This window comes from Nocardioides sp. TF02-7 (assembly GCF_022437945.1).
Taxonomy (GTDB): domain Bacteria; phylum Actinomycetota; class Actinomycetes; order Propionibacteriales; family Nocardioidaceae; genus Nocardioides.
On record NZ_CP092535.1, the window covers coordinates 450,052 to 469,370 of the forward strand.

The window sequence follows — 19,319 nt, forward strand, 5'->3', positions numbered from 1 at the left end:
CGCCTAACCCAGGTCGACCAGCTTCTCGCGGACGGCGTACATGACGGCCTCCATCCGGGAGTGGAGCTGCAGCTTCTCCAGCATGTTGCGCACGTGGTTCTTGACCGTGTTCTCGCTGATGGCGAGGCGCTGAGCGACGTCGCGGTTGCTGAGGCCCTTCGCGACGAGGCGCAGCACCTCGAGCTCACGGTCGGTGAGCTTGAGCGCCGGCCCGGAGGCGCGCTCGGGCTTCGACATGGTCTTGAACTCGTCGATGAGCTTGGCCGCCATCGACGGGCTGATCAGCGACTGGCCCTCGGCGACGACGCGGATGCCCTGGGCGACCTCCTCGATCGAGGAGTCCTTGAGCAGGTAGCCGGAGGCGCCGCTCTTGACGGCCTCGTAGAGGTCGGCCTCCTCGTCGGAGGAGGTGAGCATGACGATCTTCGTCGTCGGGAGCGCCTCCTTGATCGCGACGCACGCCTCGATGCCGGACTGCTTCGGCATCCGCACGTCGAGCAGGACCACGTCGGGTGCGGACCTGATCGCCAGGTCGGTGCCCTCGGTCCCGTCGCTGGCCTCCCCCACGACCTCGATGCCCGGCTCGGTGCCGAGCAGCATGGTCAGGCCGCGACGGAACAGCTCCTGGTCATCGACCACGAGCACCCGCACCGGCTCGTTCGGACTCACCATTGCCGCATCATCACACAGGGATCCGGCAGAACGTGACCTTGCCCACGTGCGGGACCGGAGGTCTAGTCGTCGGCGCCGAGGTCGAGGGAGATCACGCCGTAGTCGTATCCCCTTCCGCCGGTAGACCACCGAGGGCCGCTCGCTCTCCTTGTCGACGAACAGGTAGAAGTCGTGCCCGACGAGCTCCATCTCGTAGAGCGCCTGGTCGAGCGTCATCGGGGTGGCGTGGTGGGTCTTCTCGCGCACGACGAGCGGGCCGTCGCCGGTGACGGTGATCGGCCCGACCTGCCGCTCCTCGACGTGGTCGCCGGTGTCGGTCGCCTCGTCGTCGGCAGGGGTGCCGTCGACGGGCACGGCGGCGAGGGCCTTCCCGACGGAGACGGGCGTGCGGCGGCCGCGGTGGACGCGGCGGCGGTCGGCCGCGCGGCGCATCTGCGCGGCCATCTTGTCGAGGGCGAGGTCGAGGGCCGACATCTTGTCGTCGGCGGCGGCCTCGGCGCGGATCACGGGGCCCTTGGAGTAGGCGGTGAGCTCGACGTGCACGGCGTGGGGGTGCTGGCGGCGGTTGGGCTCGTAGTCGACCTCCACGTGCACCCGCATGATCCGATGATCGTGCTTCTCCAGCTTCGTCAGCTTCTCCGCCGCATGAGCCCGGAACCGGTCCGAGATCTCGCAGTGCCTACCGGTGACGACGACGTCCATCTGTACCTCCACATGGTGTTGATGGGACCTGCTGGATGGGATCACTACGTCAGGTCAGCGCACCCTCCCCACGCTGACCCGGCCCGCCCTCGCTCCACGCGACCCGGCGGACGACAAGCGCCGGCACCCCACGCCGACGAGAAGAACAGAGGGTGCGACCGCGACCCGCCAGCGAACCCCGCACCGTGCCGCGGCCGTGCGCCGCCAGCGGACCTCGCACCGAGCTGCGGCCGTGCGCCCGCCAAAAACCTCGCACCGGGGAGACCTCGACTGCGGCGCGGCAGCGTGTCGCAAGGCGGCGAAGCCGCCGCGGTGCGCAGCCCCCGGGGCCGAGCTTGCGAGGCTCCGGGCGGCAAGCACCGCCTGCGACACGCTCGCGCAAGTAAAACAGGAGTCCGCCCGGCCGACCTGGTCTTCTGCCCCACACCCGCCTGCTGGGGCGCTCGCAGCTTGGGTGCCACTACTGACCCTCTCCCACGGTCGGCCACATCTGGTGGCCGGCGCGAGGCAGGACTTACGACTAAGCCGCACCGTGATCGTCGCCGCGGTGGGCGACTTACGTGGGCCGTTTCGCCTGCGACTGGCATCGGCTTGTCGTCCTGGCCCGGGCTTCGCCCGCGGCGTCGGGACGACGCAACCACGGACCCGGGCGGACTCCATGATGAGACGGTAGTGCGTGGAGTCAAGCGTTCAAAGCGCTGCCCCGGCGGAACGGCTGTGGCACGGGTGTGGCAGGGGGTGTGGCGCGGCCGTCGGGGGGCTCAGGGACCGGCGCGGCGGGCGGTGGCGGCGACGGTGGCGACGGCGAGGACGGTGACGCCGGCGGCCTCGAGGGCGCGTTGTGCTTCGCGGGCGGTGGCGCCGGTGGTGAGCACGTCGTCGCAGACGACGACGTGGGCGCGGGGCGACCGGAGCCGGCGTACGACGGCTGCGGGGCAGGCCATGGAGCCGGTGAGGTTGGCGTGCCGCTCGGTGGCGGTGAGCCCGGCCTGGTCGATGACGCCGGGCCGGCTGCGGAGGAGCCGGGCGACGGTGGTGGGTCGGCCGGCGGCGCGGGAGGTGGTCGGCTGCGCGGCGGGTGGTGGTGAGGGTGGGGTCGTGCCCGCGTTGGCGGACGGCGGCGGGCCGGGAGGGGACGGGTACGAGCAGCGTGGGGGGCGTTCGGGCGCGCGGTGAGGTCGGTGAGGGCGGCGGCGACGGACGTGGCGAGCAGCCGGCCGAGGGGGCGGGCGAGCGCGAGCAGCCGTCGTTCCTTGTGGCCGAGGACCATGGCGCGGAGGGTGTCGGCGTAGGGGCCGGTGGCGTAGGGCGGCGCGAGGCCGGTGGGGGTGGGTGTCGGCCACGCGGGCGCGGCGTGCCGTGGGAGCGCCGCGCAGCAGGTGGGGCACAGCGGCCGGCCGGGGCGGGCGCAGCCGACGCAGGCGGAGCCGAGGACCAGGTCGAGGAAGGCGTCGACGAGGCCGGGCGGGTCGGGCATCCGTCCATGGCAGCACCGTCAGCTGGCTGCGGCAACGTGGTGCGGGGCGGCCTGTGGAGAGGGGCTCAGCCGGGGTAGTCGAGGGCGCGGACGCGGCCGGCGTAGGGCAGCCGTTCGCCGGTGCGGACCTCGATGAGCCCGTCGCCGGCGATGGCGTAGGCGGGCGACTCGACGAACGGCTCGCCGGCCAGGCCGACGATCCGTCCGGAGACGACGGTGGAGAACGTGTCGACGCCGACGGTGGCGCCGTCGACGGGCACGGACTCGATCTCGAACAGCTCGCCGGGCCGGACGGGGGTGAGCACGGCGACCTCGAGCTGTCCGGTCCAGGCCACGTCGACGACCCGGGTGTCGGGCTCGGTCCAGATGACGGTCGACTGCGCTCCGCGGGCGGCGCGGCCGCGGGCGTCGAGGACGACGCGGGAGGCGACGAGGCGGTCGCGGTCGGGTCCGCCGACGAGGGCGATCAGCCGGCTGCCGTCGCGGGAGACCAGCAGCTGCCGGGCGGCGGTGCCGGTCACGCCCGGGACGGGGACCTCGCGTGGTCCGCGGGCGGTCATCACCAGGACTCGGGCGCCGTCGAGGGCGCCGCGCTCGAGGAGCCACAGCCGGCCGAGGCCGTCCCAGGCGGGGCGGGACAGGTCGGCGCCGCCGGTCATGAGGGTGTCGACGTCGGTGCCGTCGGCGGTGCGCAGCGCCGCCAGCAGCACCCGCCCGTCGGCGGTGACCCCGGCGACCCGGCTCGTGGAGGGGCTGACGGCAGCGGAGACGAGGTCTCGGTCGCCGCGGCCGAGGGGGGCCGTCGACCGGTCGGGGCTCGGTGAGCCCGCCGGTCACGAGCCGGCCGCGGAGCAGCCCGTAGAGCGTTCCGTTGGAGGGCGTGTCGGCGACGTCGTACGTCGCGGCGTTGACGACGTCGTACTCCGCGGCGCCGCCGGCGGCGGCGACCTCCTCCCCGCCGATGGTCACCCGCACCGAGCGGATGGTGGGCTCCTGCCGGAGGGTCGCGGCGATCTGGGCGAGCATCAGCTCAGCGGCGTCCTCGGAGACCCGGCCGGGCGCGCCCTGGAGGTCGACGGTGGCGACGCCGTCCTCGCTGACGGGCACGGAGAGGCCGACGGCGAGGCGGGGGCGGGACGAAGGTGCGGACGACGTCGCGCAGCCGGGCGGGCGGACCGGCGACGAGCGCCGACACCAGGCTGGTGGCGAGCTGGTCGCCCGCGGGGACGAAGACCGGCTCGGGCACGAGCACCCGGCCGGTGGCGTCGAAGTAGTAGAGCGCGACCTGGCGGTAGCGGCGCTGGAACCAGGTGGCCCGCACGACGAGGGTGTCGATCGGGTCGAGGATCCGGAACTCGCCGTCCTCGACGGTGAGCCGGAAGTCGAGGGACCGCTGCGGCTCCGGCGCCGGCCCCTGCCAGCCGCCGGACTCGTCGAGCCGGGTCGCGTCGCGGAGCCGGACCGTCACCGTGCTGCCGTCCTCGCGGTAAGGGAGCAGGTCGGAGTAGACGAGCGTGCCGCGAGGCCGCCACTCCTCGGCGGCGGCCGTCGACAGGTACTCGCGGGCGACGCTGGTGTTGACCGGCCACGCCATCATCGCCTCGAGAAACCCGTTGACGACCTCCACCCGGCTCGCGCCGGGCGCGGGCGGGCGGGCGTCGATCTCCGAGGCGCTCTCGAGGTCGCGGTCGGTGCCGAGGCGGGCCTCGACGACCGGTCCTTCCTCGGGCAGGCCCACGCACCCGCCGAGCAGGGCGGCGACCAGCACGGCGACGAGCGCGGCCGTCGTACGCCGGCTCACGGCGCCGCTCCCCGGGCCGGGTGGCCGGCGTCGGCCGTGGAGGCGGGCTCCTCGTCGCCCGGTTCGGCCGGGAGGTCGGCGGCGACGTGCTCCCCGGTCTCGGGCAGCTGGCCGGCCGGCACCAGCGGCAGCGGGCTGTAGCGCAACGGCTGCCCGGCCCAGCGGGGCAGGGGTGAGCCGGAACTGGGCGCCGTCGCCGGGTCGGCCCCACGCCTGCAGCCAGCCACCGTGCAGGTGGGCGTCCTCCAGCGAGATCGCCAGGCCGAGGCCGGTGCCGCCGCTGCTGCGGGCGCGGGCCGGGTCGGACCGCCAGAACCGGTTGAAGACCATCGCCGACTCACCGGGCGAGAGCCCGACCCCGCGGTCGCGGACGGTGATCGCCGCGGCGTGCCCGTCGGAGGCCATCCGTACGACGATCGGTCGCTCGGGGTCGTCGGGAAAGGCGTGGTCGATCGCGTTGGTGACGAGGTTGCGGAGGATCCGCTCGACCCGGCGGACGTCGACCTCGGCGCGCACCGGCCGCTCGGGCTGCTCGACGACCACGACCACGCCGCGCTGCTCGGCCAGCGGGCGGGCGGCGTCGACGACCCGGTGGGCGACGTCGAGCAGGTTGGTGTCCTCGAGGTCGAGGACCGCCGCGCCGGCGTCGAACCGGCTGATCTCGAGCAGGTCGACGAGCAGCGTCTCGAACCGGTCGAGCTCGACCTGGAGCAGCTCGGCGGCCCGCGCTGTCGCGGGGTCGAAGTCGCCGCGCGCGTCGTGGAGGACGTCGCCGGCCATCCGCACCGTGGTGAGCGGCGTCCGCAGCTCGTGGGACACGTCGGACACGAAGCGACGCTGGACCCAGCTGAGCTCCTCGAGCTGGCGGATCTGCTGCTGGAGGTTGGAGGCCATCTGGTTGAACGACATGGCCAGGCGGGCGAGGTCGTCCTCGCCGGTGACGAGCATCCGGTCCTGCAACCGGCCGCTCGCGAGCCGTTCGGCGACCTGCCGCGCCATCCGCACCGGCGTCACCACGTGGCGGGTGACCAGCCAGGTGAGGCCGGCGACGAGCACGAGCAGCAGCCCGGCCGCCGTGAGCAGCGCCCGGGTCACCAGGCCGAGCGTGTCCTCCTCCTCGGTCAGCGGGAAGAGGAAGTAGAGCGTGTAGGTCTGGCCGTCGGCCGGGAGCTGGATCTGGGAGCCGACCACGACCCCCGGGCTCGGTGACGGTGGCACCGTCGTCGGTGGTGCGGACGATCTCGGTGTAGGTCCAGGCCGTGCTGCGGTTGACGCCGTCGAAGTACTCCTCGAGCCGGGTCGGGACGCTGGTCCGCTCGAGGCCGCTGGTGCGGTGGGCGCCGCCCTCGGCGAGGGACGGTCCGTTGCCCTCGGGGCCGCCCAGCACGACGTAGTAGCCGCGGCTCTCCCCCGTCTCGATGACCGGGTCGATCAGGTCGGCCCGCTGCTGGCCGGCGTCGACGCTGGTGCCGGACGCCGCCTGGAGCCGCTCCTGGATGGCCGTCGCCTCCGCCTCCACCTCCCCGACGACCACGTCGACCCGGTGCTCGAGGAGCCCGTCGCGGGTCTGCTGGAGCAGCAGCCAGCCGACGCCGCTGATCACGACCGCGGAGAGCAGCAGGGTGAGCAGCACGACGCGGGCCTGGACCGAGCGACGCCAGAAGGTGAGCGCCCGGCGCACCTCGGCGGGCAGTGCGATCCGGGGCCGCGCGGCCACCCGGACCACTAGCTCCCGGCCTTGTAGCCCACGCCGCGCACGGTGAGCACGACCTCCGGGTGCTCGGGGTCGTGCTCGACCTTGGAGCGGAGCCGTTGGACGTGGACGTTGACGAGGCGGGTGTCGGCGGCGTGGCGGTAGCCCCACACCTCCTCGAGCAGCACCTGCCGCGAGAAGACCTGCCACGGCCGGCGCGCGAGGCAGAGCAGCAGGTCGAACTCCAGCGGGGTCAGCGCGATCTCCTCGCCGTCGCGGGTGACGCTGTGGCCGGCGACGTCGATGGTGAGGTCCTTGACCGTCAGGGTCTCCGACGCGACGCCGTCGGTGCGGCGGACCCGGGCCCGGATCCGGGCGACCAGCTCCTTGGGCTTGAACGGCTTGACGACGTAGTCGTCGGCGCCGGACTCGAGGCCGACGACGACGTCGACGGTGTCGCCCTTCGCGGTCAGCATGACGATCGGGACGCCGGACTCCGCCCGGATCTCCTTGCAGACGTCGATGCCGTCCTTGCCCGGCAGCATCAGGTCGAGCAGCACCAGGTCGGGCCGGTAGTCCCGGAACGCGGCCAGCGCCTGGTCGCCCCGCGCGCAGACCCGGCTGTCGAAGCCCTCCTGGCGCAGCACGATCTCGAGCATCTCCGCGAGGGGCGCGTCGTCGTCGACGACGAGCACCCGCCCCTTCGTGGGGTACGACGCTCCCCTGGGCTGCATGGCTCACGCGGCAATCCTAGGTGCGGGAAGCACCGGGCCCCGCACCTCCGGGGGAGATGCGGGGCCCGGGCAGCGTTGCTCAGTACCGGTAGTGGTCCGGCTTGTAGGGACCCTCGACCGGGACGCCGATGTAGGCGGCCTGCTCCTCGGTGAGCTCGGTGAGCTCGACGCCGAGGGCGTCGAGGTGCAGCCGGGCGACCTCCTCGTCGAGGTGCTTGGGCAGCACGTAGACGCCCACCTCGTACTCGTTGGTCTTGGTGAAGAGCTCGATCTGGGCGAGCACCTGGTTGGTGAAGGAGTTCGACATCACGAACGACGGGTGGCCGGTCGCGTTGCCGAGGTTGAGCAGGCGGCCCTCCGACAGGACGATGACCTTCTTGCCGTCGGGGAAGATCCACTGGTGGACCTGCGGCTTGATCTCGTCCTTGACGATGCCGGGGATCCGGGCCAGGCCGGCCATGTCGATCTCGTTGTCGAAGTGGCCGATGTTGCCGACGATCGCCTGGTTCTTCATCCGCTCGAAGTGCTCGGTGCGGATGATGTTGAAGTTGCCGGTCGTCGTGATGAAGATGTCGGCGTGGTCGACGACGGAGTCGAGCCGCTTGACCTCGTAGCCGTCCATGGCGGCCTGCAGCGCGCAGATCGGGTCGATCTCGGTGACGATCACCCGGGCGCCCTGGCCACGGAGCGACTCCGCGGAGCCCTTGCCGACGTCGCCGTACCCGCAGATGACCGCGACCTTGCCGCCGATCATCACGTCGGTGGCGCGGTTGATGCCGTCGACGAGGCTGTGGCGGCAGCCGTACTTGTTGTCGAACTTGCTCTTGGTGACGGAGTCGTTGACGTTGATCGCCGGGAAGAGCAGCGAGCCCTCCTTGAACCGCTCGTAGAGGCGGTGGACACCGGTGGTGGTCTCCTCGGAGACGCCCCTGATGCCGTTGGCGATGTTGGTCCACCGCTGCGGGTCCTGCTCGAGGGAGCGGCCGAGGACCCGGAGGACCTCCTTGTACTCCTCGTTGTCGGTGGTCTCGGGGCCCGGGACGGCGCCGGCCTTCTCGAACTCCACGCCCTTGTGGACGAGGAGGGTGATGTCGCCACCGTCGTCGAGCAGCATGTTGGGGCCGACCGGGTTGCCGGACTCGTCGGTGAAGCCGAAGACCTGCTCGGCGAGGTCCCAGTACTCCGCGAGCGTCTCGCCCTTCCAGGCGAAGACAGGGGTGCCGGACGGGTTGTCGACGGTGCCCTCGGGGCCGACGACGATCGCGGCGGCGGCGTGGTCCTGGGTGGAGAAGATGTTGCACGACGCCCAGCGCACGTCGGCGCCGAGGGCGACGAGCGTCTCGATGAGGACGCCGGTCTGGATCGTCATGTGGAGCGAGCCGGCGATGCGCGCGCCGCGCAGCGGCTTGCTGTCACCGTAGCGCTCGCGCAGCGCCATGAGGCCGGGCATCTCGTGCTCGGCGAGGGTGAGCTCCCTTGCGGCCGTAGTCGGCCAGGCTCAGGTCAGCGACCTTGTAGTCCATGGGTCGAATCCTCTGCGGAACTTGGAAGGCTGTCTGCGGCGCATCTGCACTCTTCGGGATCTCCCGCGCAGGACGGGATCCAGCCTACAAGCGGGTCCGGCCGTCCGCTCAATCAATGAGCGGCCTGCTCCTCCCGCCCGCCGAACGGCAGCAGCGCGACCACGGCGACCACGACGGCACCGACGACGAGGCCGATGACCGCCGAGATCGCGGTGTTGGCGAGCCAGCCAAGGACGGCGCCGACGAAGCCGTGGACGGCGTGCTCGATCTCGTGCTCGAGGTCGTGGACCAGGTCGTAGGGGGCGTCCCACCAGCCCACCTCGTGCAGGTTGACGAGCAGGATGTGGCCGCCCACCCAGAGCATGGCGACGGTGCCGACCACCGAGATCACCGCGAGCAGCCGCGGCATCGCCGCGACCATGGCGCGGCCGACCCGCTGCGCGACGGCCGCCGACCGCTGCGACAGGCTCAGCCCGGCGTCGTCCATCTTCACGATCAGCGCCACCAGCCCGTAGACGGCGATGGTGATCACGAACGCGACGACGACGAGGATCGCCAGCTGGCCCCAGAACCCGAAGCCCTCGTCGACGACCTGGTCGAGCGCGATCACCATGATCTCCGCGGAGAGGATCAGGTCGGTCCGCACGGCGCCGGAGATCATCGACCTCTCGGCCTCGGGACCGACCTCGGCGACCGGCACGTCGTGGTGGTCGTGGCCGGAGACCTTGCCCCAGATCTTGTGGGCACCCTCGTAGGCGAGGAACGTGCCGCCGGCCATCAGGATCACCGGCAGCAGGTCCGGCAGGAGCGCGTTGAGCAGCAGCGCGGCCGGGAGGATGACGAGCAGCTTGTTGCGGATCGACCCGACGGCGATCTTCTTGATGATCGGCAGCTCGCGCTCCGCGGCGATCCCCTGGACGTACTGCGGGGTGACGGCGGTGTCGTCGATGACGACGCCGGCCGCCTTGGTGGTCGCCCGGCCGGCAGCCGCGCCGACGTCGTCGATCGAGGCGGCCGCCAGCTTGGCGAGGGTGGCGACGTCGTCGAGGAGCCCGAAGAGGCCCGCACTCACCGGGAGGCCGCCTCGGTCGGCTGCGTGCTCTGCATGGGCGGAAGGCTACCGGTCTCCTGGGCCGCCGCCGTGAGACCGACCGCCTCGTCGACCCGCCGCTGGGCCGCGCCGAACGGGTCGACGACCACCTGGAGCCGCCGCGCCACCGGCGGAGCGGCCAGCGCGAGCGCGATCGCGACCGACCCGACGACGGTCACCGCGACGGCGACGTCCGGGCGCGCGGCCGCCCACTCGGCGTACCCGGCGTACTCGGCACCCCGGACGAAGAAGCCGTGGAACAGGTAGACGACGAGGGTCGCCGCACCCATCCGCGCGAACCAGCCGCCGCGACGCGGCACCAGGGCGAGGAACGCCAGGCTGGCGACCGCGCCGATCCCGAGGAGGAACAGCCGCGTGGCAGCGCCCCGCAGGTCGCTCGCGCCGAGCTCGTCGTACTGGGCGCTGTAGTAGAGCCACTCCGCCGACAGCTCCTCGTGGAAGTGGCCGGCCAGCTGCCACACCAGCACCAGGACCGCCAGCGCGATCCACCGGGCGCCGGGGGCGCGGAGCAGCTCGAGCCGCTCCTTGGTGAGCACCGTCCCCAGCACGAAGAAGGGCAGCAGCCCGAGCACCCGGGACAGGTCCAGCAGCTCGAACCCGTCACCCGACAGCGTCCCCGCGGTCACGCTCAGGACCACGGCCGCGGTCACCGCCAGCACCGCCGGGAGCGGCCGGAACAGCGGCGTCATCAGCCGCCAGCAGAGCAGGGCGGTGAGGTACCACAGCGGCCAGTGCGGGTCCTTGAACAGGTCCTCGAGCTCCTCGCCGCCGACGTGGATGCGGAACAGCGCCATCAGGCACTCGAACAGCACGTAGGGCACCGCGACCGTGCGCACCAGCTGCCACATCCGCTCGGGCGCGTAGGTGAACGCGCGGGAGAGGTAGCCGGTGACGAGCACGAACGCCGGCATGTGCCAGGCGTAGAGGAAGTCGTAGAGCCGGGCGCTGAGCTCGTCGACCGGGAGCATCGTCCACGCGTGCCCGATGACGACCAGCGTCACCAGCGCCATCTTCGCGTTGTCGAGCCACGGGTCCCGGGCGACCTTCGATGAAGCCATGGTCCTGGTGCGGTACCCACATCGCGGGATCGCACAAGCGGAGCGGCTCTAGTCGGCGACGAGGCCCAACCGCAGGTACTCGGCGGCGTAGGTGCCGTGCAGCAGCAGGGACGCGTAGCGCGCCACCTCGCCGCCGGTGTCGGCGGTCACGGCCTCGACCCGTACGTCGCGGGCCAAGGCCGCCTCCTCGAGCCGGGCGCGCTGCTCGGCGCCGACCGGGTCGGCGACGCCGTCGTCGAGGACGACCAGCAACGGCCGCCGGTCGCTGCCCGCGCCGTCGGCGTACGGGTCGGCGAAGACGTTGCGGGGCCGGGCGGCCTCGATCACCGGGAGCAGGTGCTCGGCGTCCCCCGCGAGCGCGGTGCGCCCGGAGGTGCGCCGGATCGACTCCGCCACGCGCCGGGCCGCGCGAGCGGCGAGCACCGAGCCTCCCCAGACCAGCGGGTTGGCGTCCGCGAGGCAGATCGCAAGCATCTTCGCCGGGTTGATCGAGATGTCCCGGTGCGGCGAGCAGGCGATCGCGACGGCGTCGAGCGCCTCGGCCACCTCCGTCGGGTCGGACGACGGGCCGAGGTCGACCCGGTGGAGGAACGACAGCATCACGACCGCGGTGGCGAGCTGGTCGCCGGTGCTGGTGGGCAGCACCGAGCTCCACCGGCCGGCGGCGTGCTCGGCAACCATCGAGTCCCGGGGGCACGCCACGACGACCTGGCAGCCCCTGCGCGCCGCCTCGGCCACCGCCGACGCGCTGCCCGTGTCGGAGCCCTCGGGGGCGAGCACCACGACCAGGTCGAGGCTGCCCGCCCACCCCGGCAGGCCCGCCGAGGGCCAGGCGACGAACGGCACCGGGCACCACGGCTCGAGCACCGCTCGCAGCAGCCGCGAGTCCGGCCCCGCCGCGATCACCGCACGGGGACGCGCGTCCGAGGCGCGCTCGACGGCCTCCGCGATCGCCTCGGCCGCGGCACCGGCCTCCCGGCGGATGCGGGAGCCCGACTCGGCCAACGTGCGCAGGCGCAGGTCGGCGGCGCCGAGGGCGATCTCGTCGTCGAGGCGGGACTCGTCGAACCAGGTCATCGGCTCAACGGGTCTGACGGGCCTCGTCGACCAGCAGCACCGGGATGCCGTCGCGCACCGGGTACGCGAGCCCGCAGCCCTGGCACACCAGCTCCGGCTCGGCGCCCTCGGTGAGCGCCAGGTCGCCGTGGCAGGCCGGGCAGACGATGATCGCCAGCAGCTCCTCGGAGACGCCGGCGCTCATCGTCCGCTCCTGATGATCGCCAGCACCTCGTCGCGGATCGCGGCCATGGTCGTGGAGTCCTTCCCCTCGGCGTTCAGCCGCAGCAGCGGCTCGGTGTTGGAGGCGCGCACGTTGAACGCCCAGTCGGCGTGGCTCGCGCTGAGGCCGTCGAGGTGGTCGACCTCGACGCCGTCGCGACCGCCGTACGTCGCCTCGAGCTCGGCCAGCACCGCCGCCTGGTCGGCGACCTCGCTGTTGATCTCACCGCTCATCGGGTAGCGCTCGTAGTCGGCGAGCAGGCCCGAGAGCGGCTTGTCGCTCTCCGCCAGCGCCGCCAGCGCGTGCAGGGCGGCCAGCATGCCGGAGTCGGCGCGCCAGAAGTCGCGGAAGTAGAAGTGACCGCTGTGCTCCCCGCCGAAGACCGCGTCGGTCTCGGCCATGGTCGCCTTGATGTAGGAGTGGCCGACGCGGGTCCGGACCGGCTTGCCGCCGAGCTCGGCGACGATCTCGGGCACCGCGCGGCTGGTGATCAGGTTGTGGATGACGGTGGCACCCGGCTCCTTGCGGGAGCTCGCGCGCGGCGATCAGCGCGGTCAGCGTGGACGGCGACACCGCCTCCCCGCGCTCGTCGACGAGGAAGCAGCGGTCGGCGTCCCCGTCGAACGCCAGGCCGATGTCGGCCCCCTCCTCGACCACCCGGCGCTGCAGGTCGACAAGGTTGGCGGCCTCGATCGGGTTCGCCTCGTGGTTGGGGAAGGTGCCGTCGAGCTCGAAGTACATCGGGACCAGCTCGACCTGGTCGGCGAGCCGGTCGAACACCGCCGGGGCGGTGTGACCGGCCATGCCGTTGCCGGCGTCGACCACGACCTTGAGCCGCCGCCCGCTGACCGGAGCCAGGGACAGCAGGTGCGTGGCGTACGCCTGGAGCACGTCGTGCTCGCTGACCGAGCCGGTGCCGCCCGTCGCGGGCGCCTCGCCCCGCGCGACCAGGTCGCGGATCTCGGCCAGCCCGCTCTCCATGCCGACCGGCTGCGCGTGGGCGCGGCACATCTTGATGCCGTTGTACTGCGCGGGGTTGTGGCTGGCGGTGAACATCGCCCCGGGCAGCCCGAGGTGGCCGGAGGCGAAGTAGAGCTGGTCGGTGGAGGCGAGTCCGATCATCGTCACGTCGGCACCGGCAGCCGTCGCGCCCTCGGCGAACGCGCCCGCGAGCGCCGGGGAGCTCGGCCGCATGTCGTAGCCGATCACCAACGCCGACACGTCCAGCACCCGGACGTAGGCGTGCCCGGTCGCGCGGGCGAGGTCCTCGTCGAGCTGGTCCGGCACGGTGCCGCGGACGTCGTAGGCCTTGAAGACCGCGTTGAGGTTGTCCGGCGAGCAGGTCGACGACATGGAACCGGACCCTAGTGCACCGGGTGGCACCGGGGCTCCTCGCACCGACCCGGCTCATCTCCGCACGCAGAACAGCCCGACCCGGCTCATCTCCGCACGCAGAACAACCCGACCCGGCCCATCTCCGCACCCAGAACAGCCCGACCCGGCCCATCTCCGCACCCAGAACAGCCCGACCCGGCCCATCTCCGCACGCAGAACAGCCCGACCCGGCCCATCTCCGCACCCAGAACAGCCCGACCCGGCCCATCTCCGCACCCAGAACAGCCCGACCCGGCCCATCTCCGCACGCCCGGGCTGCAGAAACGCGCCGGGTCGACGCTCTCCGCGTGCAGGAACGCGCCGGGTCGAGGCTCTCCGCGTGCAGGAACGCGCCGGGTCGAGGCTCTCCGCGTGCAGAAATGCGCCGGGTCGAGGCTCTCCGCGTGCAGGAACGCGCCGGGTCGAGGCTCTCCGCGTGCAGGAACGCGCCGGGTCGAGGCTCTCCGCGTGCAGGAACGCGCCGGGTCGAGGCTCTCCGCGTGCAGGAACGCGCCGGGTCGAGGCTCTCCGCGTGCGGAAACGCGCCGGGTCGGGGCTCTGCAGGCGCCGGAATGTGCCGGGTCGATCAGTCCGTCAACACGCGCAGGTGGCCGCGGCGGGCGACCTCGCGGGCCGGGCCGCGGGGCGGCTCGGGCGGGGGCGGGGCGGGACGGGCGGCCTCGCGTACGGCGTCCGCGAGCGCGAGCAGGTCGTCCTCGCTCGGGCCGGGGGCGGACTGCTCGAGCGAGAGCCGCAGCACCTCCCAGCCGCGGGGTGCGGACAGCCGCTCGCTGTGCAGCGCGCACAGGTCGTAGGCGTGCGGCTCGGCGTAGGTGGCGAGTGGACCGAGGACGGCGGTCTGGTCGGCGTAGACGTAGGTGAGGGTCGCGACGGCGGGACGCGAGCACGCGGTGCGGGAACAGCGCCGGGCGAGACTCACGCGGCAGACGGTACAACCCGCGGTCACCGGACGCGGATAGGCTCGCTGGTCGTGGAGGACGCCACCCCCGAACCGACCCCGGGCCCCGGCGAGCCAGGCGGCTCCGAGGGCGCAGGCGGGTCCGCGCGGCGATCCCGACGCGACCGGCGTGGCCGGGGACCCCGCGGGCCCGCGGTGCTGGGCCACCCGCGCCACGGCCGCCCGCCGCGGCCGCGTTCCCGGCGCGAGTCCTTCGACCGGCTCGTGCTCGACGTCGTGACCGAGATCGACCGGCGGTGGTCCGACCGCCTCGGGCTGGTCGAGTACGCCGTCGAGGACACGCCGCAGATCCCCGACGACTGGGACCCGGGCACGGTGCCCCCTGGCGTCGCTGGTCCGCGGCTCGGGGCCGACGCCGACCCGGCTCGTGGTGTTCCGGCGGCCGATCGAGCACCGGGCCGCCGACCGCTCCGACCTGGAGGCGATGGTCCTCACCGTCGTCGTCGAGCAGGTCGCGGACCTGCTGGGCCTCCCGCCGTCGGAGGTGGACCCCCGCTATCCCGACGACTGACCGGCGCCCGGCCGGACCGCGGGCACCTCGGCGTACACCTCCGGCTGCCGCAGGCGGAGGGTGCCGGTGCGGCCGCCGGTCAGCTCGACGGTCGCCGACACCGGGGTGTTGCGCGCGTCGACGGTGACGAGCACCGCCTCGTCGGGCAGGTCGACGGCCACCCCGTGGTCGGCGCCGATCTCGAAGCGCTCCTGCTCCAGCAGCGGCTCGCCCTCGGCGTCGGCCGCCGACACCCGCACGACGCCGGCGCGCTGCGCCCCGCCGAGCACCAGCCGCTTCGCCCCCCGCCGGTACGACGGCCGGCACCGGCTCCCCGTCGGCGAGCGCGAGTGCCGGGCCGACGAAGCCGGGGTCGTCGTCGCGGAGGATCCGGGCGGTGGCGAGCACCGGCGTGGTCGACTCGACGTGGAGCCCGACGACGCCGTCGCGCGCCTCTGCGGTGAGCACCTGTGCCAGTGGCAGGGCGCGGACGGTGCCGGGCGGGACCGCCACCTCGTCGAGCCCGGCGGGTGTGAACGTCGCCTCCCCGGACACCACGCGCACGGTGGCGCGGGCCTCGTCCTCACCGGGGTTGACGAGGTAGACCGATCCGCCGGCCCGCTCCGGCACGCCGAGGAGGACGGTCTCGGTCACCGGCTCGGCCTGGGCGGGCACGAAGTCGGTGCGCGGCCGGCTCCGTCCGAGGGGGTCGTAGGTGTGCCGCACGGTGGTCACGACCCGGCCGCGGGCGACGAGGACGTGGGCCGCCAACGGGCCCCGTCGGGGTGCGACCTCGGAGAGGTCGAGCCGGACGACGCCGTGGCCGGGCACCCGGATGCCGTGGAGGTCCTCCTCCTCGATCGGGCCGCGGCGGCCGTGGAGGGCGATCTCCACGACCGCGGGTGCGGTCTCGGGGTTGACCAGCTCGATGGTCGACGACTGCCGGGCCGCGGCGCCGAGGCCGGTGAACCACTCGTCGTAGGCGGCCGGGCGGCACTCGGCGGCCGACTCCGCCTCGCCCGCGCGGCCGGCGTGCAGGCCGGGGGGCGGCGGCCCCCTCGCCGCTCAGCACCACGTCGGCGTCGGAGTCGACCTCGGTGAGCTGCTCCGGCCCGATGCTGGTGGGAGCCGCCTCGGCGAGGGTCTCGTCGGCGTCGTCGGCCGTCAGGACCGTGACCGTGCCCTCGTCGAGGCCGGGGGCGCGGCCGGCGAGGACGCTGCCGGCGGAGCGACCGGGTGCGGCCGGGCAGACCAGCGAGGCGTCGTGGAGGACGGCGCGCACCGGCGCCTCCGACGGGAGGCCGGGCGGCTCGTCACCGGCGGTCAGGGCCAGCGCGCCGGCCACGACGGCCGGGAGCGCGATGCCGAGCGCGACCAGCACGTCCACGCGGCGGCCGCCGCGGGTCCCGCGCCGCCCGGGCGCGGAGCCGGGCCGGTCGCCCCGCCGGTCGCCCCGCCGGTCGCCCCTCCGGTCGGTCGCCCGGCGCCCAGCGGACGGTCGCGGCTGCTCGTCGGTCATCGCCTGCTCCTCCGCACGGTCGGGAGGGTGAGGACCAGGACGACCAGCACCGCCACCCCCTGCAGCACCAGCAGCCCGGTGCGCCACGCCGGGGCAGGGCCGTCGAGCGCCTCGGCCGGCGGCGCGTCGGTCGTCGCCCAGGCGCGGGTCGCCCGGTCCTCGGCGCTCGCCGGCTCGAGCCCGCCGGTCGCGTCGAGCCGGGCGGCGACGGCGCCGTCGGCGGGCGCGGGCAGCACCACGAACCCGACGCCCCGCTCGCGCAGGGCGTCGACGGTCTCGGGGGTCGGGGCGGAGGCCAGGGCGCCGACCAGCTCGGTGACGGCCGGGTCCTCCGCGGTGAGCGCGGCGATCTCGTCCTCCCCCCACGGTCGGGCCGGTCCCGCGCTGCAGCTCGTAGGCGAGCCCGTCGGCGACGCTCCCCCCGGACCACGAGGATGCCGAGCTCGGGCGAGGTCTCCGACTCCTGCGCCATGTAGACCGGGACCTCGGTCGGCTGCTCGGAGGCCAGGTCGTCACCTCCCCAGACCGCGAACCACACGAGCCCCGCCAGCGGGACGAGAGCGGCGACGACGCCGAGGCCGGCGAGCACCGGCTGGACCGGCCGCGGAAGCGTGACCGGCACCGGCGACCGGCCGGTGAGCGCGAGCACCCCGAGCAGCGCGGCGGTGACCCACGCCCCGTGCAGCACCAGCAGCACCGGTCCGAGGCCGGGCTGCTGCTCCACCGCGCCGGCGAGGTCGAGCGTCGCGGCGCCGAGCGGGAGCGCGACGAGCGCGGCGACGGCGGCCACCAGCCAGCAGAGCACGACGCCGATGCGCGTCGAGCGCGGCACCAGGGCGAGCAGGGCGAGCATCGGGACCAGCAGGCCGAGCCACCACGGCGCGCCGGCGTCGCCGAGCCGCCCCACGACGAGGTCGGCGCCGTCGGTGGCGACGGTCGGCCAGCGTCCGACGTCGAGCAGCAGCGCTGCTCCCGCGTCCTCGACGAGCGCCGGAACCCACCACGGCGCGAGCAGCACGGCGGGTACGGCGAGCGCGGTGACGGGCGGCCCCCACACCGACCGGCCGCGCACCGCGCCGCGCAGCACCAGCCCGGCGGCGGCGAGGACGACCGCGCCGAGGGCGAGGAACAGGAGCCACGTCACCGGCGCGACGGCGGTGGTCAGCGCGAGGAGGAGCCCGGACCGCCAGCCGGCGCGCCACCGGCGCGACGCCTCGGGGTCGGCGAAGCCGAGCGCGGCGTGGGCCAGCCACGGCAGCAGGGCGGCCGCCACGACGACGCCCCCACCGGCCGTCGCTCCAGGCACCGGAGACCAGCGGCACGAGCGCGTACGTCGTCGCCCCCCACAGCAGCAGCCACCGGGGGGCGCCGTACCTGCTGACCAGTCGCCCGACGACCCGCAGGAACCGCCAGGCACCCCAGAGCGCGAGCGGCGCGGCACCGACGAGCAGCGCCGACATCGCCGTCTCGGGGGTGAGCAGCGAGCCGAGCAGCGCCAGGGGCAGGACGTACGCCGGCGCCGGCACCGCGGACCCGAACCCGACCGGGTGCCAGCTCTCGACGTGCAGCCGCCACCACTCGCCGGCATCGGCGGGCACCGGTGACAGCGCGCCGCCGCTCACGGCGCCGAACGCCTCCCGGGCGCCGACGACGAACACGATCGCGACGACGGCGAGGACGACAGCGACCGGGTCGGTGAGGAACCGGACGGCGAGACCGTTGTCGGCCAGGTCGTCGTCCTCGTCGGTGCGGTGCCGGGCCTGCGGGGGCGACGGGTCGCGCTCGGCGGCGGCCGCGCGGCGCCGCTCGGCGACGTCGGCGGCCTGGTTGGTGGCCGCGGCGACGAGGTCCTCGAGGAAGTCGAGCCCGTGCCGGTAGGGCAGCCACCACGGCGCGAGCAGCCGGCGGACCCGTTTGCGGTCGACGCCGTCACGGCGGCGCGACCGCCGGGCGGCGCGCACCTGGCCGGGTCGGGCGTAGACCGCGAGCAGCGCCGCCAGCTCGTCGAGGGCCTCTCCCGCGGACCGGACGAGGAGGAACCCCAGCACGCGGAGCAGCGAGCCGACGGCGAGCCGGACCACCTGCCACGGCAGCGCTGCGGTGCGGCAGTTGGCCAGCAGCGTGTAGAGCGCCGCCCGCCGCTCCTGGTAATGGGTGTGCCGGCCGGTCAGCGGCGTTCGGCGCACGCCCCGGTGCGCCGCCTCGGCGTGGAAGACGACCGCCTGCGGCACGACCAGCGTGGTGCGGCCGGCGGCCGCGGCGCGCCAGCCGAGGTCGAGGTCGTTGCCGAACATCGCCAGCTGCTCGTCGTACCCACCGAGCTCCTCGAGCACCGCCCGCCGCGCGAGCAGGCCGGCGCTGTTGACGGCGAGCACCTCGCGCACCTCGTCGTGCTGGCCCTGGTCGTACTCACCACGCTCCAACCCGGTCTCCCGCCGGCCGGTGCCGCTGATCGTCACGCCGACCTCGAGCAGGCGCTTGAGCGAGGGCCACTCGCGGAGCTTGGGGCCGAGGAAGTCGACGTCGGGCCGATCGGCGGCGGCTGCGAGCAGGCAGGCGAGCGCGTCGGGCGCGGGGTTGCTGTCGTCGTGGAGCAGCCAGACCCACTCCGAGGTGCTGCCCTGACGACGGAGGGTGTCGAGGGCCAGCGCCACCGCCTGGGGGTACGTCGTCCGGCCCGACTCGCGGAGGACGGTGACCGCGGTCGTGGGCAGGGCGGCGAGGGTGGACTCCACCAGGTCGGCGCTGCCGTCCTTGCTGCCGGTGTCGACGGCGACCACGGCGTCGAGGGCGTCGCCGGCGACCGTCTGCTCGCTGATCCCCCGGAGGACGGCGCTGAGCCACGACGAACCGTCGTGGCTGACGAGCACCACCGAGACCCCGGACACGAGGGGCGAGCCTACCGAC

At 74.2% G+C, this 19,319-nt stretch carries 16 protein-coding genes and 4 pseudogenes; 2 read left to right on the forward strand and 18 right to left on the reverse strand.

From position 1 onward, the window contains the following. Window positions 1-3 precede the first annotated feature (3 nt). From raiA to mtrB, 4 genes and pseudogenes are all read right to left on the reverse strand, one after another. The gene (raiA, locus tag MF408_RS26520; protein ID WP_345893832.1) at window positions 4-1,374 is read right to left on the reverse strand and encodes a ribosome-associated translation inhibitor RaiA; all 1,371 of its coding nucleotides are present in this window, start codon (window positions 1,372-1,374) and stop codon (window positions 4-6) included. 761 nt (window positions 1,375-2,135) lie between these two features. Beyond that, the gene (locus MF408_RS02375; protein WP_240250109.1) at window positions 2,136-2,717 is read right to left on the reverse strand and encodes a phosphoribosyltransferase family protein; all 582 of its coding nucleotides are present in this window, start codon (window positions 2,715-2,717) and stop codon (window positions 2,136-2,138) included. A 199-nt stretch (window positions 2,718-2,916) separates the two neighbouring features. Then, window positions 2,917-3,636: pseudogene (locus tag MF408_RS02380) on the reverse strand (LpqB family beta-propeller domain-containing protein); the annotation flags it as partial. Window positions 3,637-3,881: 245 nt separating this feature from the next. Beyond that, the gene (gene mtrB / locus MF408_RS02385) at window positions 3,882-5,843 is read right to left on the reverse strand and encodes an MtrAB system histidine kinase MtrB (protein WP_240250110.1); all 1,962 of its coding nucleotides are present in this window, start codon (window positions 5,841-5,843) and stop codon (window positions 3,882-3,884) included. Between the two features lie 142 nt (window positions 5,844-5,985). Here mtrB and MF408_RS02390 point away from each other — a divergent pair, with 142 nt between their 5' ends. Then, the gene (locus MF408_RS02390) at window positions 5,986-6,381 is read left to right on the forward strand and encodes a hypothetical protein (protein WP_240250111.1); all 396 of its coding nucleotides are present in this window, start codon (window positions 5,986-5,988) and stop codon (window positions 6,379-6,381) included. Here the strand turns inward: MF408_RS02390 and mtrA are convergent. The 10 genes and pseudogenes from mtrA to MF408_RS02430 form a co-directional block, all read right to left on the reverse strand. Further along, complete coding sequence (gene mtrA, locus MF408_RS02395) at window positions 6,378-7,079, reverse strand: MtrAB system response regulator MtrA (protein WP_240250112.1); 702 nt, start codon at window positions 7,077-7,079, stop codon at window positions 6,378-6,380. The genes MF408_RS02390 and mtrA overlap by 4 nt on opposite strands. 79 nt (window positions 7,080-7,158) lie before the next feature. After that, window positions 7,159-8,602, reverse strand: a pseudogene (gene ahcY, locus MF408_RS02400) (adenosylhomocysteinase). A 112-nt stretch (window positions 8,603-8,714) separates the two neighbouring features. Continuing rightward, window positions 8,715-9,674: a DUF808 domain-containing protein gene (locus tag MF408_RS02405; RefSeq protein ID WP_240250113.1), complete on the reverse strand. Its 960-nt coding sequence runs from the start codon at window positions 9,672-9,674 to the stop codon at window positions 8,715-8,717. Next, the gene (locus tag MF408_RS02410) at window positions 9,671-10,771 is read right to left on the reverse strand and encodes an acyltransferase family protein (protein ID WP_240250114.1); all 1,101 of its coding nucleotides are present in this window, start codon (window positions 10,769-10,771) and stop codon (window positions 9,671-9,673) included. Before MF408_RS02410 ends, MF408_RS02405 begins: the two co-directional genes overlap by 4 nt. Before the next feature lie 48 nt (window positions 10,772-10,819). Further along, complete coding sequence (locus tag MF408_RS02415) at window positions 10,820-11,848, reverse strand: SIS domain-containing protein (protein WP_240250115.1); 1,029 nt, start codon at window positions 11,846-11,848, stop codon at window positions 10,820-10,822. Window positions 11,849-11,852: 4 nt separating this feature from the next. Beyond that, the gene (locus tag MF408_RS02420; RefSeq protein WP_240250116.1) at window positions 11,853-12,032 is read right to left on the reverse strand and encodes a Trm112 family protein; all 180 of its coding nucleotides are present in this window, start codon (window positions 12,030-12,032) and stop codon (window positions 11,853-11,855) included. Next, window positions 12,029-12,283, reverse strand: a complete 255-nt coding sequence (locus tag MF408_RS26525; protein ID WP_345893905.1) for a hypothetical protein — start codon at window positions 12,281-12,283, stop codon at window positions 12,029-12,031. The genes MF408_RS02420 and MF408_RS26525 overlap by 4 nt, the downstream gene beginning before the upstream one ends. A 63-nt stretch (window positions 12,284-12,346) precedes the next feature. Further along, window positions 12,347-12,526, reverse strand: a pseudogene (manB, locus tag MF408_RS26530) (phosphomannomutase/phosphoglucomutase); the annotation flags it as partial. A 163-nt stretch (window positions 12,527-12,689) separates the two neighbouring features. After that, window positions 12,690-13,403 (reverse strand): annotated as a pseudogene (manB, locus tag MF408_RS26535) (phosphomannomutase/phosphoglucomutase); the annotation flags it as partial. Window positions 13,404-14,010: 607 nt separating this feature from the next. After that, window positions 14,011-14,364 carry a DUF3499 domain-containing protein gene (locus MF408_RS02430; RefSeq protein ID WP_240250117.1) on the reverse strand — a complete coding sequence of 118 codons (354 nt, stop codon included), beginning with the start codon at window positions 14,362-14,364 and terminating at the stop codon, window positions 14,011-14,013. Window positions 14,365-14,773: 409 nt separating this feature from the next. On the opposite strand from MF408_RS02430, the gene MF408_RS02435 reads away from it, so the two are divergent. Further along, entirely contained in the window at window positions 14,774-14,914 is a 141-nt protein-coding gene (locus tag MF408_RS02435) for a metallopeptidase family protein (protein WP_345893833.1), read from the forward strand. Here MF408_RS02435 and MF408_RS02440 read toward each other — a convergent pair. The 4 genes from MF408_RS02440 to MF408_RS02455 all read right to left on the reverse strand — a co-directional run bounded on the left by MF408_RS02440 (window position 14,899) and on the right by MF408_RS02455 (window position 19,300). Next, window positions 14,899-15,183: a hypothetical protein gene (locus MF408_RS02440; protein ID WP_240250118.1), complete on the reverse strand. Its 285-nt coding sequence runs from the start codon at window positions 15,181-15,183 to the stop codon at window positions 14,899-14,901. The two genes, MF408_RS02435 and MF408_RS02440, sit on opposite strands and share 16 nt — an antisense overlap. Window positions 15,184-15,476: 293 nt before the next feature. Next, on the reverse strand, window positions 15,477-16,412 hold the full coding sequence (locus MF408_RS02445) for a hypothetical protein (RefSeq protein WP_240250119.1): 936 nt from the start codon (window positions 16,410-16,412) through the stop codon (window positions 15,477-15,479). Beyond that, a complete protein-coding gene (locus MF408_RS02450) occupies window positions 16,409-16,648 on the reverse strand; it encodes a hypothetical protein (RefSeq protein WP_240250120.1) in 240 nt (79 codons plus the stop codon). The genes MF408_RS02445 and MF408_RS02450 overlap by 4 nt, the downstream gene beginning before the upstream one ends. 276 nt (window positions 16,649-16,924) lie before the next feature. Beyond that, window positions 16,925-19,300, reverse strand: a complete 2,376-nt coding sequence (locus MF408_RS02455; protein WP_240250121.1) for a glycosyltransferase — start codon at window positions 19,298-19,300, stop codon at window positions 16,925-16,927. Between the last annotated feature and the right edge of the window lie 19 nt (window positions 19,301-19,319).

Coding starts and splice junctions, on each gene's coding strand:
- raiA (WP_345893832.1), bottom strand. CDS start 1,374: ATGGACGTCGTCGTCACCGGTAGGCACTGCGAGATCTCGGACCGGTTC.
- mtrA (WP_240250112.1), bottom strand. CDS start 7,079: ATGCAGCCCAGGGGAGCGTCGTACCCCACGAAGGGGCGGGTGCTCGTC.
- MF408_RS02410 (WP_240250114.1), bottom strand. CDS start 10,771: ATGGCTTCATCGAAGGTCGCCCGGGACCCGTGGCTCGACAACGCGAAG.
- MF408_RS02415 (WP_240250115.1), bottom strand. CDS start 11,848: ATGACCTGGTTCGACGAGTCCCGCCTCGACGACGAGATCGCCCTCGGC.
- MF408_RS02420 (WP_240250116.1), bottom strand. CDS start 12,032: ATGAGCGCCGGCGTCTCCGAGGAGCTGCTGGCGATCATCGTCTGCCCG.
- MF408_RS26525 (WP_345893905.1), bottom strand. CDS start 12,283: ATGAGCGGTGAGATCAACAGCGAGGTCGCCGACCAGGCGGCGGTGCTG.
- MF408_RS02445 (WP_240250119.1), bottom strand. CDS start 16,412: ATGACCGACGAGCAGCCGCGACCGTCCGCTGGGCGCCGGGCGACCGAC.